The following is a 15,912-nucleotide window of genomic DNA, read 5'->3' as shown; positions in this document are numbered from 1 at the left end:
GCCCACAGGGCGCGTCAGGCCGGCCGCACGCCCTGGATCACGAAGCCGCTGGCCGGCATGGCGGGCATGCGTGCCAGGCTGACGTCCAGATCCTGCTGCGGCACCTTGTAGTCGATCTCGGCCGCAAGCAGGCGCAGCGCCGATTTGGTGAGCTCGACCGTGACCGCTTCTCCCGGGCAGCGGTGGCCCAGGGCCGGATCGCCGCCGCCTTGCGGGATGACATCGAAGCCGCTGCCTTGCCGGCCCGCGAAGCGTTCCGGCCGGAACAGTTCGGCGTCCGGCCAGGTGCCCCGGTGATGGTTGGTGCCATACACGTCCAGCAAAACCCAGTCGCCCTTGTCGAAGCGCACTCCGTTCCATTCGAACGGGCCATTCGCACGTCCGCCGATGGCCGGGAAGAAGGGATAGTAGCGCCGCACTTCCTCGACGAACATGTCCAGCGCGGTATCGTCGCCGCTCGCCAGGCGCGCGCGCCACTCCGGGTACGCGTGCATGGCAAGCGCCCCGAAGACGATGTAGCGCGCCACCGCCACCACCGGGCGCAGCAGGTTCAGCAGTTCGACCGTGGCATCGGCATTCGACAGCACTTCACCGTCGGCGTCCCGGTGAAAGGCGATGACGGCCAGCGGGCTGGCCGGGTCGGTCGGACGGCCGGCGCGCACGGCCAGGATGTGTTCGCGCGCCCATTGTTCGGTATGGCGGCGCAGCGACTTGCCGAGCCAGTTGCGCGGGCCCACGGCGCCGGCGCCGTCGATCATGGCGGAGAATTCCGCGGTGCGCAGCACTTCCTCTTCGACGCTCGCCAGTGGCACGCCGGCCCATGCACAGGCGGCGCGGCAGAGCACCGCCTGCGCTTCCTGGATCAATACCTGCCGCCGCTGGCGCGGCCAGCGTTCAAAGCGCACGCGCCACTCGCGCTCGGCCAGGGCGACCAGGCGCGCGCGCGACTCGGGCGTGTGCAGCGACATCAGCATCGCCTTGCGGACCCGGTGCATCGCGCCATCCTGCATGTGCGCGCTGCCATGGCCTTGCAGCAGGGCCAGCGCGGTCGGCGGAATCGCGCGCTGGCGCGTGAAGCGTCCCGGCTGGTAGAACATGCGCGCCGCCGCCTCGCCGCGCACGCAGACCACGCGGCGCAGCATCAGGCGCGTGCTGAACATGTCCGAACCGAGTTCGTCGCAGCGGTTGCCGATAAAACGGTAGCCTTCGCCGAGCAGCGCGGTCGTGTTGTCGACACCGGGCGCCTGGGGGATGGCGCGGTGCACGGGCAGGGCGGTGGAATGGGGCGCGTTCATGAGTGGTCTCCTTTTAACCCGAGTGTGCCAGAGGGGACGTGTTCCGAATGTGCGTTGGCGTCCGCAGGGCAGGCTTGTCGTGTTTTACACAACAATGCACGCCCGTGGCCGGGCGTCTTGTGGCGCATCAGGCGCGCGCCGCGGCGCGGCGGGAACCGGAACGCTCCCGGCGCGTTCCAAGCCTGTAGCCGGTGCCGATGGTTCGCCGGTTTGATCAGGAGATTTCATGAGTCCTTACCGCAAGCGCTTGCCCCAGCTCGCCGGCCGCCTGTTCCTGGCCGACGCCGGCCTGGAAACGGTGCTCTTGTTCCAGCAGGGTTTCACGCTGCCTTCGTTTGCCTCCTTCGTGCTGCTGCAGGACGAGCACGGCCGCGAGGCGCTGCGCAATTACTTCGAAGGATATGCCCGCCTGGCCCAGTCGCAGGGCACCGGGCTGGTACTCGACACCCCGACCTGGCGCGCCAACCCGGACTGGGGCCAGGCGCTCGGTTACGACGCCCTCCGGCTGGCCGACGCCAACCGGGACGCGGTGGCACTGCTGGCCGACGTACGCGCGGCCTACGATACCCCGGCCACGCCGATCGTCATCAGCGGTAACCTGGGCCCGCGCGGCGACGGCTACCGGGCCGGCCACCGCATGTGTGTCGCCGCCGCGCACGACTACCACCTCGCGCAAATCGCCACCTTTTCCGGCACCGAGGCCGACATGGTATCCGCCTTCACGATGACCTATCCCGACGAAGCGATCGGCATCGTCGACGCCGCCGCGGCTTGCGAGATGCCGGTTGCCATTTCTTTTACCTTGGAAACCGATGGCCGCCTGCCATCGGGCGACGCCTTGTCGGAAGCGATCCTGCGGACCGATGCCGAGACCGGCAGCTATGCCGCCTATTACATGGTCAATTGCATGCATCCAAGCCATTTTGAGCCGGCATTGGCCGAGAAAGGTCCCTGGCGCGAGCGCCTGCACGGGCTGCGCGCGAACGCCTCGCACCGCAGTCACGCCGAACTCGACGAGTCGACCGAACTCGACGATGGAAACCCGGAAACGCTGGGCGAAGAATACCTTGCGCTGCACAAGACTTTGCCGCACATGAATGTGGTCGGTGGATGCTGCGGCACGGACGAGCGCCATATCGCGTCGATTGCACGGCACCTTACCGGAAGGGCGGCGCGCGCCGGGCCGTCGCCGTGACGGGCTCGCTTAATGCGTCGCCGGTGTCGCAGGAGGCGCGGCCGCGTCCGCCTGCGCAGTCGCGCGCGGCAGGTAGATGCTGATGGTCGTGCCTTCGCCGGGCACGCTGGCGATGCGGATGTGGCCGCCGCTCTGGCGCACGAAACCGTGTGCCATCGACAGGCCGAGGCCCGTTCCCTTGCCTTCGGGTTTGGTGCTGAAGAAGGGTTCGAAGGCACGCTCCATCACCTCCGGCGACATGCCTTCGCCGCTGTCGGCGACGGCGATCAGCACATAGTCGCCAGGCGTCAGTTCCGAGTCGGAGGCAGCGAAGGCCTCATCGATCGTACGGTTTTCCAGCGCGATCGTCACCTTGCCCGCGCCGCCCATGGCGTCGCGCGCATTGATGACGAGGTTGAGCAGGACGTTTTCCAGCTGGTTCGGATCGACCAGCGTGTTCCACAGGCCGTTTGTACCCGCCAGATCGATCGCGACCGCTTCGCCGGCGGCGCGCTGCAGCAGGCTGTCCATGCGATCGAGCAGGATACCGATGTCGACCAGGCTCGGGTGCAGGGGCTGGCGCCGCGCGAAGGCCAGCAGCTGGGAAGACAGTTTCGTGCCCCGGTCGACCGCGTCGAGGATGCCGCGCAGGCGCTTCTCGCTGTTGTTGGCCGACCGCTGCATCAGTTGCACGTTGGCGCTGATGATGTGCAGGATGTTGTTGAAGTCGTGTGCCACGCCGCCGGTGAGCTTGCCGACCGCCTCGAGCTTTTGCGCGCGTGCCAGCGCCATGCGCGCCTCGATCAGGCCCTGCTTGCGCAGCTCCTCGCGCGCCTCGGCTTCGCGCCGCGGGGTAATGTCGCGCAAGAAAGCGCTGGCCCCGTAGCCGACCTCGACGGGCAGGGCGGCGACCACGATTTCCACGGGCACGGGGTGGCCGTCGCGGTGGCGCGCCACCACCTCGGACGGCTCGCCGATCACGAGCGGCTCGCCGGCCTGCGTAAATTGCGCGAAACCGCGTTCGCCGGGCACGCGCTGTTCCGGCGGCACCAGGAGTTCGCCGATCTCGCGTCCCAGCGCTTCTTCGCACGTCCAGCCGAACTGCTGCACGGCGCGCGGGTTCCAGTCGGTGATGCGCCCGCCCGCATCGATGGCGATGAAGGCGTCGTAGGTATTTTGCAGGATCAGGTCCATGCGCATGCGCTCGGCGTCGATGCGCTCGTAGGACTGGCGCAGCTCGAGCGTCATCGCGCGCGCCAGCCGCACGGCGCGGCGCCGTTCGCTGGCCAGCAGCCAGACCACCACGCTCAGCAGGAAGCCCAGGCTGATGCCGGTGGCCGCGATCACCTGCGGCCGGCGCGTGTCGAGGCGCGCCTCGAAGGAGGGCGAGGAGGCGATATCGACCAGCCAGGGGCGGCCGGAAATGGTCAGCGGCACCGTCTGGCGGTACAGCGGCTGGCGCCAGGCGACGGCGTCCTGCGACTGAAACAGCAGGGCTTCCGGATCGGCACGCGCGCCATCGTAGAGCGCCACCTGCAGGTCGTCCGCGTGGGCGCCGCCGATGCCGCGCATCAGGTCGGCCATCCGGAACGGCGCATATACCCAGCCGGCGATCGCGGCGCGGCGCTGTTCGATGGCGCCGACCGGCTCGTCCTTGCGGTAGACCGGCACATACATCAGCAAGCCGGGCTGGGCGTCGCGGCCTTCCTGCACCAGCACCACCTTGCCCGACAGGGCGGCGCCGCCGCTGTCGCGCGCGGCCTCCATCGCGGCGCGGCGCACCGGTTCGCTGTACATGTCGAAGCCGAAGGCGCGCAAGTTGCTCCCGGTGAAAGGTTCGATATGGGTGATCGAGGTGGCGACGCTGCCAGTCGGTTGCGGGTGCACCTCGTAGCTGCGAAAGCCCTGCGCGCGCAGGGCCGCTTCGTGCGCCGCCAGCTGTCGGCCCGGGATGATGCTGGCAATGCCGAGCGCCTGGATGCCGGGGAAATGTTCCTGCAGATTCTGGGTCCGAAAATACTCGGCGAAATCGCGGCGGTCGATGTCGACACTGCCGCGCACGAAGCCCCGTGCGCCGCGCAGCACCTGCTCGTAGACGCCCATCCGGCGCACCGTCGTGTTGACGAGGTCGCGCGCGCGGTAGTCGAACTGGGCCGCGAGGTCGGCTGCCGCATCGCGCCGCGCGCTATTCCATGCATTCCAGGTAATGCAGAGCGATACGAGCAGTACCAGGCCGGTGAGTATCAGGGGTCCCCACCCCTGGCGCTCGGGTGCGCCCGGAATGGGGATGGTCTCGTCGGGGTCTGGATGCGGCATGTAGTCGGGGTCGCTTTGCGGCCGCTGGGCGGCAGGGAGGGTGAGGGGCCTCGGCAACCTGCACCGAGACGCTCTAGGATACGTCGCCAAGCGCTGCGAGGGCGCACGGATGCAGTCGGGTCCGGCGGCCTTGGCCGATGGTTTTGCGTGCATAATACAATATCCGCAGTGCTACAATCGGCCGCCGCAATCTCACCACTGCCCATGCCTCCCCTCCATCCGATCCTGCACCGCCACTGGCTGCCGTGCGCGTTCATCGGCGCGCTCCTGCTGGCGCTGCTGTGGGGCGCGCTGGCGCCGCTGCGCACGCCCAGCCAGGAACGCAGTTTCACGTTTCCGGCACCTGGCCGGGCCCAGGCCGCAGGCCCGCTGCCTGGGCGTGCGCTGGCGCTGCCGCGCGAGATCCGCCTGACCCTCGGCGTGCAGGATGTCCTGCTGCTGCGTAACCTGGACCGCCAAGCCCATGTATTCGGTCCGCTGCACCTGCTGCCCGGCCAGGAGTTTCGCCTGCCCTTCGAGGAGGCGGGCGCGTATGCCTATGCCTGCCCGGACGTGGCCGGCGGAAGCTTGACGGTGCGGGTGGTGCGCCTGCCCGACCCCGGCTGGGACCGCTTGCGCTGGCGCTTGACAGCATTTGCCCAGGCGCTGCGCACGCTGCCTTTGGTGGCGCCGCAAAGCTAGATTTCCAGCCACTTTCACCGCGTTACGCATGGCCTCGATATTGCTGCGCAGTCTGTTCGCAATCGTGCTGCGGTCCGCCGGGTGATTCTGTCATGATGGGGCATGGCCACGATTTCCCTTCCATTGTTCCCACTGAGCACGGTGCTGTTCCCGGACGGGGTGCTGCCGCTGCAGGTGTTCGAGGCGCGCTACCTCGATATGGTCAGTCGTTGCCTCACCGATGACACGCCGTTCGGCGTGCTGCTGCTGACCCAGGGTCATGAAGTGCGCGCGCGTGGCGGGCAGCCCGAACGCTTCCTCGAGAGCGGCACCCTTGCCACCGTCTGCGATACCACGTCCACCACGCCCGGCCTGCTGCAGGTGGTTTGCCGTGGCGGCGCGCGCTTCGAAGTCAAATCGTCGCAACAACGACTGAACGGTTTGTGGGTGGCCGAGGTCGAACTGGTCGAGGACGACCACGCCGTGCGCATTCCCGCCGAGCTGCAGGGCGCATCCGACGCGCTGGACCGGGTGCTTGCCTCGCTGCACGATGTGCCACAGGAACGCTGGCCAGTACAGCCGCCGTTCCGCTTAGACGATTGCGGCTGGGTCGCCAACCGCTGGTGCGAACTGTTACCGTTGCCGAACACCCAGAAGCACAATATGCTCATGCTCGACAACCCGGTGATCCGCCTCGAGCTGCTGCACGATGTGCTCGACGAACATGGCTTGATCACCTCTTAGCCACTGCCATGAAATTTTCCGACGAACTCTTGATTGCATTCGTCAACGGCGAACTGGCCGAGCCGGCCCGTGCAGCGGTCGAACGCGCGCTGCGCGCCGATCCGGCGATTGCCGCCCGCGTGTCCCAGCTGCGGGCCCGGCGCAGTCGCGTCTACGGCGTGGTGGCGGGCGGGCGCGACGGCGGCACCCATGCGCATGCGCACGGTGCACCAAGCGGCGCGAAGGTGGTGCAGCTCGACATGGTCCGCGCGGCGCGCCATGGTCTGCTGCCAACGCCGGCGCCACCAGCACCCACCTGGACGCCGCGCCACTGGAGCGCGCTGGCCGCGGCGCTGGTCGCGGGAACGCTGGCGGGCGGCTTCGGCTGGCATGCGTGGCAGGGCGAGGCGGAACTGGCGTCCCTCAGCGGCGCCGACGGCGCGCTGGTCGCGCAAGGCCATCTGGCCTCGGCACTGAGCGCGCAACTGGCCAGTCCCGGGCCCTCGGGGCGGGTGCGCATCGGCATCAGTTTTCTGGCCAAGGATGGTAAGTATTGCCGCAGTTTTGTCATGGACACGACCGCCGGCCTGGCCTGCCACGAGGGCGGGGCATGGAAGATTCCGGTGCTGGCCCAGGGCGCGGCGGGTGCGGCCTGGATGGATGGCAGCGGCTTGCCGCCGGCCGTGCTCGATGCGATCGACGGGCATATCGCCGGTGCGCCACTCGGTCCCGCCGCCGAGCGTGCCGCGCTGGCCCGCGGCTGGAAACGCGAAGGCTAGCTACTCCGGTTTTGTATAAAAAATGCTCCGGTTTCGGAGTGCCCGTTTGGTGCGGCCCGCGCCTGGCCAGCATGCCCCAGGCTTGGTGCGCGCACGATTCCATATACACTGCCGTGGATTTGAGGTAACCTGTAGGGCGATATATTGTGTCTCTACGTCTGCGCTGTCGGTGTTGCCGGCGCAACGTGCCCATCGAGCCGGCCACTGGCCGTGCCCCAGCCGGCGGCCCGCCCGCCCCTCCAGGAGTTGTCACTGCCGGCCACGCCTGCTGGGCCCGCGCGGTCGCACGTAGAGCAAATTGAATTTCAAGGAGTCGAAGCATCTGCCGCAAGCAGGTGACCGAGCTTCTTCATGCGGAAAGAATAATGTCAGAATTACCGATGAGTACCGAAGCCGCGGCTGTCGAACCGAACGTGACCTTTGCCGATTTCGGCCTGGCGCCTGAAATCCTGCGCGCGCTGCTTGATCAGGGCTACGTCCATCCGACCCCGATCCAGGCCCAGGCGATTCCGATCGTGTTGCAGGGCCGCGACGTCATGGGCGCCGCCCAGACCGGTACCGGCAAGACCGCCGGCTTCTCGCTGCCGATCATCCAGCTGCTGCTGGCCCACGCCAGCAGCAGCATGTCGCCGGCACGCCACCCGGTACGCGCACTGATCCTGACGCCGACGCGCGAACTGGCGGTGCAGGTGGCCGAGAACGTGAAAGCCTATTCGCGCCACACGCCGCTGCGCTCGACCGTCGTGTTCGGCGGCATGGACATGAAGGGCCAGACCCTCATCCTGAAAAGCGGCGTCGAGATCGTCATCGCCACCCCTGGACGCCTGCTCGACCATATCGAACAGAAGAACGTCAGCCTGGGCCAGGTGCAGATGCTGGTGATGGACGAAGCCGACCGCATGCTCGACATGGGCTTCCTGCCCGACCTGCAGCGCATCATCAACCTGCTGCCGAAGAAGCGCCAGAACCTGATGTTCTCGGCCACCTTCTCGCCGGAAATCAAGAAGCTGGCCAATAGCTTCCTCGACCAGCCGGTGCTGATCGAAACGGCGCGCAGCAATGCCACCGCCGAGAAGGTAACGCAAATCGTCTACAAGGTCGAGGAAGAGCAAAAGCGCGACGTCGTCGAATTCCTGATCCGCCAGCGCGAACTGAAGCAGGTGATCATTTTCTCGAACACCAAGATCGGCGCTTCGCGCCTGTCGCGCCACCTCGAGCAGACCGGCATCAAGGCCTCGGCGATCCACGGCGATAAAACCCAGCAGGAACGCATGGCCGCACTCGAGGCCTTCAAGCAGGGCGAGGTCGAAGTGCTGGTGGCGACCGACGTCGCCGCGCGCGGCCTCGACATCTCCGACCTGCCGTGCGTGATCAATTACGACCTGCCGTACAACGCCGAGGATTACGTGCACCGCATCGGCCGTACCGGCCGCGCCGGCGCTTCGGGCGACGCATTATCCGTGTACACCGAGAAGGACGAGCGCCTGCTGGTCGACATCGAAAAACTGATCAAGCAGAACATCACCCGTGGCGAGCTGACCGGCTTCGTGGTACGTCCGCGCGGCCGCGACGCCGAGCGCGGCGAGCGTCCCCAGCGCACCGAACGCCCCGAGCGTAGTGGCGAACGCAGCGAACGCCCGCCGCGCCGCAGCGAGTCCGACGTGCGCACCGAGCGGCCCGCGCGCAGCTACGGCGCCGGCCCGCTGCCGCGCCGCGAGAAGGTCGATCCGTGGTTCCTGAAGCCGTACGAGCCGACGAATGCGCCGCGTCCTGACGCCAACCAGAACCTGACGGGTGCGCCCGCCAAGCCGAAGCAGAAGATCGCCGCCTTGCTGGGTGGGTTGCCGAAGCCGCAGCCGCAGTAAACGCAGCTGCCTGGCAGAGGGGAAAAAGGCGACCGCATCAGTGCGGTCGCCTTTTTCGCTGACGGCCCTGTCACTCGTGCCAGTCGTGCACGAGTTTCAATAAATATTCCCCATACCCGCTGCGTGCCAGCGGCGCAGCCAGGCGCTGCAACTGTGCGCTATCGATATAGCCCTGTCGGTAAGCGATCTCTTCGGGACAGGAAATTTTCAGGCCCTGGCGTTTCTGGATCATTGCAATGAATTGTCCGGCATCGAGCAAGGAGTCGTGGGTGCCGGCGTCGAGCCAGGCGGTGCCGCGGCCCAACACCTCGACCTTCAACGCCCCTTGTTCCAGATAGGCCCGGTGGATGTCGGTGATTTCGAGTTCGCCCCGTTCCGAAGGCAGAAGACCCGCGGCGATGTCGCATACCGTATTGTCATAAAAATACAGGCCGGTGATCGCGTAATTCGACTTGGGCCGAAGTGGCTTTTCTTCCACGCTCACGGCCCGGTGCGCGTGGTCGAATTCGACGACCCCGTAACGCTGCGGATCGTTGACGTGATAGGCGAAGACGGTAGCGCTACCCGTGCGCTGCGTGGCGGCGCGCAGCTTGCCGCCGAGATCGGTGCCGTAGAAAATATTGTCGCCGAGAATCAAGGCGACTGGTGCGCCTGCCAGGAATTCGCGTCCCAGGATCAAGGCCTGCGGCAGCCCATCGGGCGAGGGCTGCGCAACATAGCTGAGCTTCATGCCCCACTGGCTGCCGTCGCCCAGCAGCTCCTGGAACTGCGGCTGATCGTGCGGCGTCGTGACGATCAGGATTTCGCGCAGGCCCGCCAGCATCAGTGTACACAGCGGATAATAAATCATCGGCTTGTCATAGATCGGCAGCAACTGCTTCGAGACGGTGGTCGTGATCGGATGCAGGCGGGTACCCGATCCGCCGGCCAGGATGATGCCTTTGCGTGGCAAGTCGCTCATTAGCCGATCTCCTCTTGCGTGTCGCGGTGCGCGTAATTGGTATCCATCCAGCCGAGGTAGTCGCCGGACTGCACATGGCGCACCCAGTCGTCGTGCGCCAGGTACCATGCGACCGTCTTGCGGATGCCGGTGTCGAAGGTTTCAAGCGGCTTCCAGCCGAGCTCGCGCTCGATCTTGCGCGCATCGATGGCATAGCGGCGGTCATGACCGGGGCGGTCCTGGACGTGCAGGATCTGTTCGAGGTAGCTGCCTGCCGCCTTCGGAGCGAGTTCGTCGAGCAGGCCGCACAGCTTACGCACCACGTCCAGGTTCGCCATCTCGTTCCAGCCGCCGACGTTGTAGGTGTCGCCGCAGCGGCCCGCTTCCAGCACGCGCCGGATCGCCGCGCAATGGTCGGCCACGTAGAGCCAGTCGCGTACCTGCTGGCCGTCGCCGTAGACCGGCAAGGATTTGCCCTGGCGCGCGTTGGTAATGACCAGTGGAATGAGCTTCTCTGGGAATTGGCAGGGGCCGTAATTATTCGAGCAATTGGTGCTCAAGGTCGGCATGCCGTAGGTGTGGTGCCAGGCGCGCACCAGATGGTCGGCGGCCGCCTTCGATGCCGCATAGGGACTGTTCGGCGCATATGCCGTGGTCTCGGTGAACGGCCCCTCGTCAGGTCCCAGCGTGCCGTAGACCTCGTCGGTCGACACCTGAAGGAAGCGGAAGGCGCGCTTGTCTTCCCCGGCCAAACCCTGCCAATGCGCGCGGGCCGCTTCCAGCAACGTGAAGGTGCCGTTCACGTTGGTGGTGACAAAGTCGCGCGGGCCGTGGATCGAACGGTCGACATGGCTCTCGGCGGCGAAGTTCAGGATCGCGCGCGGCTGGTAGCGAGCCAGCAGGCCGGTCACGAGCGCCGCATCGCAGATATCGCCCTTCACAAAGACGTGACGCGGGTCGCCCGCCAGCGACGCCAGGTTATCGGGGTTGCCCGCGTAAGTCAGTTTGTCGAGGTTGAGCACCGGTTCGTCGCACTGCGCCAGCCAGTCGAGGATGAAATTGGAACCGATGAAACCTGCGCCGCCTGTCACTAAAATCATTCGAATGCTGCCTCATGGTGCCGGGTCCGGGCGGTGCGCCGCGTAGCGCTGCCATTTTACGCCCCGGCGCGCCAATGTGTAACCCGGACGATATTGGCACGCCCGCTGGCCTCGGCCGTGATGCGTCGGCAAAATCGCCCGCACCCGCGCCAGCAGCGCTTCTTGCCGATACGGCTTGCCGAGGATGTCGAACCGTTGCCCGTTCACGCTCCTGCAACGCTGTCTGATTGGCGCAAAAACGGCCCGATTGAAATGTGGGTTTCCAGCTTTAATTTATTGTCGGCTATCAAAGAAACTGGCGAGCAGAATTCGCATCTGATATCATCGATATCCAAGCAAATAAGACGAAGTAACGCAATGACTCGCATACCCGAATTTGAAAAAGCCCTCTCTGGTAAAAAAGTACTGGTTACCGGTAGCACGGGTTTTACTGGTGGGTGGGCGTGCTTGTGGCTCAAGTCGATTGGTGCCGAGGTGCGGGGCTTTTCCCTGGCGCCGGAAACGGCGCCTTCGCTGTACGATGCAATCGCGCTCAAGGACGATATCGAGACGATCATCGCCGATATTCGTGACTACGACGCCGTTTATCAGGCCGTCGAAGCCTTCGCGCCGGATCTGATCCTGCACCTTGCCGCGCAGCCGCTGGTGCGCCGCTCCTATCGCGAGCCCGTATCGACCTTCGCCGTCAACGCACAGGGAACTGCCCATGTGCTTGAGGCGGCGCGTCACGTGAAGAGCGTGCGCGGCGTGGTCTGCATCACCACCGACAAGGTCTACAAGAACAACGAATGGGCGTGGCCGTACCGCGAGAACGATCCGCTCGGCGGCAAGGACCCGTACAGCGCGTCGAAGGCTGCCGCTGAAATGATTATCCAGAGCTATGCCGCATCCTATCCGTGGGCGACGGGTGAAGGCCCTGCGATCGCGACCGCGCGCGGCGGCAACATCATCGGCGGCGGCGACTGGTCCGAGGACCGCTTGATTCCCGACTTCGTACGCGCGGCCGTCAACGGCCAGTCGATGACGCTGCGTTATCCGGACGCTACCCGGCCGTGGCAGCACGTGTTGGCGCTGGTGCACGGTTATCTGATGCTGCTCGCCGGACTCATTTCCGACGATCCGGGCCGCTACGCAAAAGCATGGAATCTGGGTCCGCAGGACCTGAAGCATTACTCGGTGCGTGACGTCCTGGAGTTGATGAGCGCACATTGGCAGCGCCCGAACCTGGAATACATGGACAATCCGCTGCCGGAAGCGGGCGCCCTGGCGCTCGACAGTTCGCTGGCGCGCAACCAGCTTGGCTGGCTGCCTGCATGGGACACCGATCGCGTGGTCACTGAAACGGCCGCCTGGTATCGCGATTACTATAAGGATCCGTCCGCCGCGCGCGAACTTACCTTGAGGCAGATCGATGCCTGGCGCAAGGATATCCAGGAATGATTTTCATTATCGGTGGGCGGGGCCGCCTCGGCCAGGCAATTGCACGCCAGTACGGTGCGGACAAGGCCGTGTGCGTCGAGCGCTCCCTGTACCAGGATTGGGCCGGGCCGGGGGCGCAGGGCGCGATCGACGATTTTTTCGCGCCGCTGGCTGGACGCGATGCGACGGTATTCGTCACTGCGGGCCTGCTCGATCCGAAGCTGGATCCGGACGCGTTGTGGCAGGTGAATGTAGAACTTCCTCGCAACATCATTGAGGGCGGCATTCGCCATCGCGTCAAAGTCACGACTTTCGGCACCGTGATGGAAACCCTACTGGCCGATCATAATCCCTACATCAGGAGCAAGGTCTCGCTCGGCCAGTACGTCGCCGAACGTGCGGCCGCCGGGGAGCGGGTATCCCATATCCGCGTGCATACCTTGTATGGCGCGGGGATGCCCAGCCCATTCATGTTCCTTGGGCAAATGCTCGCAGCCCTGGAGCAGCGCGTGCCATTCAGGATGACGCTTGGCAAACAGCTGCGCGAATACCATCACGTCGATGACGATGCGTGCGCCATCCGGGTTCTCGACGAGGCCGCGGCGCTTGGCGTGCTCGACCTGAGTCATGGAGCCGCGGTCAGTCTGGGCGAGCTCGCCCGCACGGTATTCGATGCCCGTGGTGCCGAGGACTTGCTGCAAGCCGGTGCGCTTCCCGAGCCACGCGACGAGAACTACACTACTGTATTTACCCGGCATCCACTGCTGGCGCAGGTAGCGTTCCGTGAAACACTTCCCGCCGTTGTTGCATATCTGGAAGAATGCGCCGCGGTGCGTAGAAATACATAATGATAGGAGTTTCACAAATGCAACGGGACAGGAAGCCGTTGATTTCGATTACGGTGCCGGTACTGAACGAATCGGGGAACATGGATGCGCTCTATACGCGCCTCTTCGCGCTCGGCGAAAAAATGCGCGACCGCTGCGACCTCGAATTCGTTTTCTCCGACAATCATTCGGACGATAATACTTGGGCGCTGCTGACCGAGCTTGCTGCCAAAGACCCGCGCGTGAAGGCAATCCGTTTCTCGAAAAACGTTGGATTCCAGCGTTCGATCTTGGCCAATTATTTGCATACTCGGGGTGATGCCGTGATGCAGATCGATGCCGATTTACAAGATCCACCCGAGCTCCTCGAAACCTTTTTCGAGAAATGGCAGCAGGGTTACCAGGTCGTGTACGGCATCCGCCGCAAGCGGCCCGAGTCCTGGTTACTGCGCAATTTCCGCCGCATGGGCTATTGGGCGATCGACAAAGTCAGCGAGCACCCAATCCCGCGCGACGTCGGCGACTTCCGACTGGTCGACCGCAAGGTCATCGATGCCGTCGCGAAGATCCGTACCTCGAACCCCTACCTGCGCGGCATCATCGCGGGCCTGGGCTTCAACCAGACTGGGGTGGTGTATGACCGCGATGCACGCGTGGCGGGTGAAAGCAAGTTCAATGTTTCGCGCCTGATCCAGCTGGGACTGACTGCGGTGTTCAACCACTCGGTCGTCCCGCTGCGCGCTGCCTCCTTCCTCGGCTTGATCATTCTTGGAATCAGCTTTATCGGCGCCCTGTATTATCTGGTATTGCGCCTGTTCCATCCCGAACTGCCGCGCGGCCTTGCCAGTATCCATGTCCTGGTCTTATTCGGCATCGGACTCAATTCCTTTTTCCTGGGAATTATTGGGGAATACTTGCTGCGCATTTACCTTGTGGTACGTGCCGATCCGATAGCGATCGTCCAGCACAGCCTCAATTTTTCCGTAACAGAACTCAAACTTTAATTAGGCTTCGTAACTATGAAAGCAGTTATTCTTGCTGGTGGTCTTGGAACGCGTATTTCGGAAGAGTCCGATACGAAACCGAAGCCAATGGTGGAAATCGGCGGTAAGCCATTGCTGTGGCACATTATGAAGAATTATGCCCATCACGGCATCAACGACTTCGTGATTTGCCTTGGTTATAAAGGTTATGTCATCAAGGAATTCTTCTTCAATTACTACCGTCACGTGTCGGACATGCGGATTGACCTGAAGACGGGCGAACATACCATCCTGAACAGCCAGTCGGAAGACTGGCGCATCACGCTGGTCGATACCGGCCCGGAAACGATGACCGGCGGGCGCCTAAAGCGCGTCGCCCCCTACCTCGACAACGAAGCCTTCTGCATGACCTATGGCGACGGTTTGTCGAACATCGACATCAGCGCCGAGCTGGCCTTTCACCGCACTCACGGCAAGCTCGCGACGGTCGCTGCAGTACAGCCGCCGGGACGTTTCGGTGTCCTGAATATCGACGAGCAAATGGGTGTGAGCAGCTTCGAGGAGAAGCCGAGCGACGAAATCGGCTGGATCAACGGCGGCTTCTTCGTGCTCGAACCACAAGTGATCCAGTACATCGAAGACGACACGACGTCATGGGAACGCGCTCCGCTGGCCAATCTGGCCAAGGACGGCCAACTGGCGGCGTTCCAGCATACCGGCTTCTGGCAGCCCTGCGACACTCTGCGTGACAAGCGCGAGCTCGAAGCCCTCTGGGCCGACGGCGCGCCATGGCGTGTCTGGAACCGTGAATGACTGAAGGCAAGAAATCGCCCGGCTGGCTGAAGCACGCGGCCGGGGCGCTGATCACCATTGCCTGCGTCATCGTCATCGCACGCCAGGTCAAGCTAGCCGATGTACTCGATGCAATCAAGCATTTTGAATGGCCCTACTTGGTCTTGGCGATCGCCTTCCTGGCCGGTGGCTACCTGCTCAGGATTGTGCGCTGGTCGCTGCTGCTCGGCGCCACCGGCGCTCCAGTACGCTTTGGCAATTGCGTGGCGCCGTTCCTTGGTTCAATCGCCCTGAACAACGTTCTGCCATTGCGTCTTGGCGACCTGGTGCGGGCATTCGTTTTTCCGGCGGCGATGGGCGTGCCCAGGACGACGGCGACCAGCAGCCTGGTCATGGAACGCCTGATCGACCTGATGACCTTGCTATGCTGCCTGGCGATCGGCCTGTTCGCGATCCGGACCGCGCAAGTACCGCCGATGTTGTCGGAATCGGCGCTGACGCTGGCCGTGTTGGGTGGACTGGCGCTCGTGGCCACTTTTCTGTTCAGCGGGATGCTGGCGCGCATGTTGGCCAGTGCCGGCGCGGGCCGTCCGAACGGCGACAAGCTGGGCAAGGTGATGGCCGGAGTCAGCGACTTGCTGCTCGGCTTCGAGGCGATGTCGCGGCTGCGCGTGCTGGCCACGACGCTCGTCATGTCGATGCTGATCTGGGTCGGAGAATCCGGACTGTTCTATTTCATGATGCTGGGCTGCGGCCTGAACGCTACGCCATCGATGGCCTTGCTGGTGATGGCGATTGCCACCTTGTCGACGCTGGTGCCTTCATCGCCCGGTTATGTAGGACCTTTCCACCTGGCCGCATTTACCGCCATTTCGCTGGTGGGTGGCACGGCAGCGCAAGCCGGGAGCTTCGCTGTCCTGTGTCACCTTGCTCTTTGGCTGCCGACGACGCTGGCCGGGGCGACCGCTATCTTGTTGCGGCCCGAACTGTTCCGTCGCGCCCGCGTCGTAACGCGTGCCGAACTACCAATTAACTGAGT

14 protein-coding genes are annotated in these 15,912 nt (G+C 64.5%); 10 read left to right on the top strand and 4 right to left on the bottom strand.

Features of this window, described 5'->3' with window-relative positions; all coding sequences use genetic code 11:
• Positions 1–14: 14 nt before the first annotated feature.
• Positions 15–1,295, bottom strand: a complete 1,281-nt coding sequence (locus ACHAC9_RS04075) for a cytochrome P450 (RefSeq protein ID WP_435757409.1) — start codon at positions 1,293–1,295, stop codon at positions 15–17.
• Between the two features lie 226 nt (positions 1,296–1,521).
• Between ACHAC9_RS04075 and ACHAC9_RS04070 the strand changes: the two genes are divergently transcribed.
• Complete coding sequence (locus tag ACHAC9_RS04070; RefSeq protein WP_435757407.1) at positions 1,522–2,490, top strand: homocysteine S-methyltransferase family protein; 969 nt, start codon at positions 1,522–1,524, stop codon at positions 2,488–2,490.
• A gap of 9 nt (positions 2,491–2,499) precedes the next feature.
• Here the strand turns inward: ACHAC9_RS04070 and ACHAC9_RS04065 are convergent, their stop codons facing one another.
• Complete coding sequence (locus tag ACHAC9_RS04065; RefSeq protein ID WP_435757406.1) at positions 2,500–4,785, bottom strand: CHASE domain-containing protein; 2,286 nt, start codon at positions 4,783–4,785, stop codon at positions 2,500–2,502.
• Between the two features lie 204 nt (positions 4,786–4,989).
• On the opposite strand from ACHAC9_RS04065, the gene ACHAC9_RS04060 reads away from it, so the two are divergent.
• From ACHAC9_RS04060 to ACHAC9_RS04045, 4 genes are all read left to right on the top strand, one after another.
• On the top strand, positions 4,990–5,466 hold the full coding sequence (locus ACHAC9_RS04060) for a hypothetical protein (RefSeq protein ID WP_435757404.1): 477 nt from the start codon (positions 4,990–4,992) through the stop codon (positions 5,464–5,466).
• A gap of 102 nt (positions 5,467–5,568) precedes the next feature.
• Positions 5,569–6,189 (top strand): LON peptidase substrate-binding domain-containing protein, encoded by a 621-nt coding sequence (locus tag ACHAC9_RS04055; RefSeq protein ID WP_435757402.1) that lies wholly within the window; start codon positions 5,569–5,571, stop codon positions 6,187–6,189.
• 8 nt (positions 6,190–6,197) lie between these two features.
• Positions 6,198–6,947, top strand: a complete 750-nt coding sequence (locus ACHAC9_RS04050) for an anti-sigma factor family protein (protein WP_435757400.1) — start codon at positions 6,198–6,200, stop codon at positions 6,945–6,947.
• A gap of 380 nt (positions 6,948–7,327) precedes the next feature.
• A complete protein-coding gene (locus ACHAC9_RS04045; protein ID WP_435757399.1) occupies positions 7,328–8,812 on the top strand; it encodes a DEAD/DEAH box helicase in 1,485 nt (494 codons plus the stop codon).
• 70 nt (positions 8,813–8,882) lie between these two features.
• Here ACHAC9_RS04045 and rfbA read toward each other — a convergent pair whose 3' ends face one another.
• Together rfbA and rfbB are read right to left on the bottom strand one after the other, a co-directional pair.
• Entirely contained in the window at positions 8,883–9,773 is an 891-nt protein-coding gene (gene rfbA, locus ACHAC9_RS04040; protein ID WP_435757397.1) for a glucose-1-phosphate thymidylyltransferase RfbA, read from the bottom strand.
• On the bottom strand, positions 9,773–10,852 hold the full coding sequence (gene rfbB / locus ACHAC9_RS04035) for a dTDP-glucose 4,6-dehydratase (RefSeq protein WP_435757395.1): 1,080 nt from the start codon (positions 10,850–10,852) through the stop codon (positions 9,773–9,775). The genes rfbA and rfbB overlap by 1 nt, the downstream gene beginning before the upstream one ends.
• Positions 10,853–10,945: 93 nt before the next feature.
• Between rfbB and rfbG the strand changes: the two genes are divergently transcribed.
• Genes rfbG through ACHAC9_RS04010 form a run of 5 tightly spaced genes read left to right on the top strand, consistent with a single transcriptional unit; the run spans position 10,946 to position 15,910 of the window.
• On the top strand, positions 10,946–12,292 hold the full coding sequence (rfbG, locus tag ACHAC9_RS04030; protein ID WP_435757393.1) for a CDP-glucose 4,6-dehydratase: 1,347 nt from the start codon (positions 10,946–10,948) through the stop codon (positions 12,290–12,292).
• On the top strand, positions 12,289–13,119 hold the full coding sequence (locus ACHAC9_RS04025; RefSeq protein ID WP_435757391.1) for an NAD-dependent epimerase/dehydratase family protein: 831 nt from the start codon (positions 12,289–12,291) through the stop codon (positions 13,117–13,119). The genes rfbG and ACHAC9_RS04025 overlap by 4 nt, the downstream gene beginning before the upstream one ends.
• A gap of 38 nt (positions 13,120–13,157) precedes the next feature.
• Positions 13,158–14,102: a glycosyltransferase family 2 protein gene (locus tag ACHAC9_RS04020; RefSeq protein WP_435757389.1), complete on the top strand. Its 945-nt coding sequence runs from the start codon at positions 13,158–13,160 to the stop codon at positions 14,100–14,102.
• Positions 14,103–14,117: 15 nt separating this feature from the next.
• Positions 14,118–14,894, top strand: a complete 777-nt coding sequence (gene rfbF, locus ACHAC9_RS04015; RefSeq protein ID WP_435757387.1) for a glucose-1-phosphate cytidylyltransferase — start codon at positions 14,118–14,120, stop codon at positions 14,892–14,894.
• Positions 14,891–15,910: a lysylphosphatidylglycerol synthase transmembrane domain-containing protein gene (locus tag ACHAC9_RS04010; RefSeq protein ID WP_435757385.1), complete on the top strand. Its 1,020-nt coding sequence runs from the start codon at positions 14,891–14,893 to the stop codon at positions 15,908–15,910. Before rfbF ends, ACHAC9_RS04010 begins: the two co-directional genes overlap by 4 nt.
• The last annotated feature ends 2 nt before the right edge of the window (positions 15,911–15,912 follow it).

Source organism: Massilia sp. CMS3.1 (assembly GCF_051262535.1).
Classification (GTDB): Bacteria; Pseudomonadota; Gammaproteobacteria; order Burkholderiales; family Burkholderiaceae_D; genus Telluria.
This window is presented reverse-complemented; position numbering and strand designations above follow the sequence as displayed.

Coding starts and splice junctions, on each gene's coding strand:
- ACHAC9_RS04075 (WP_435757409.1), bottom strand. CDS start 1,295: ATGAACGCGCCCCATTCCACCGCCCTGCCCGTGCACCGCGCCATCCCC.
- ACHAC9_RS04070 (WP_435757407.1), top strand. CDS start 1,522: ATGAGTCCTTACCGCAAGCGCTTGCCCCAGCTCGCCGGCCGCCTGTTC.
- ACHAC9_RS04065 (WP_435757406.1), bottom strand. CDS start 4,785: ATGCCGCATCCAGACCCCGACGAGACCATCCCCATTCCGGGCGCACCC.
- ACHAC9_RS04060 (WP_435757404.1), top strand. CDS start 4,990: ATGCCTCCCCTCCATCCGATCCTGCACCGCCACTGGCTGCCGTGCGCG.
- ACHAC9_RS04055 (WP_435757402.1), top strand. CDS start 5,569: ATGGCCACGATTTCCCTTCCATTGTTCCCACTGAGCACGGTGCTGTTC.
- ACHAC9_RS04050 (WP_435757400.1), top strand. CDS start 6,198: ATGAAATTTTCCGACGAACTCTTGATTGCATTCGTCAACGGCGAACTG.
- ACHAC9_RS04045 (WP_435757399.1), top strand. CDS start 7,328: ATGAGTACCGAAGCCGCGGCTGTCGAACCGAACGTGACCTTTGCCGAT.
- rfbA (WP_435757397.1), bottom strand. CDS start 9,773: ATGAGCGACTTGCCACGCAAAGGCATCATCCTGGCCGGCGGATCGGGT.
- rfbB (WP_435757395.1), bottom strand. CDS start 10,852: ATGATTTTAGTGACAGGCGGCGCAGGTTTCATCGGTTCCAATTTCATC.
- ACHAC9_RS04025 (WP_435757391.1), top strand. CDS start 12,289: ATGATTTTCATTATCGGTGGGCGGGGCCGCCTCGGCCAGGCAATTGCA.
- rfbF (WP_435757387.1), top strand. CDS start 14,118: ATGAAAGCAGTTATTCTTGCTGGTGGTCTTGGAACGCGTATTTCGGAA.
- ACHAC9_RS04010 (WP_435757385.1), top strand. CDS start 14,891: ATGACTGAAGGCAAGAAATCGCCCGGCTGGCTGAAGCACGCGGCCGGG.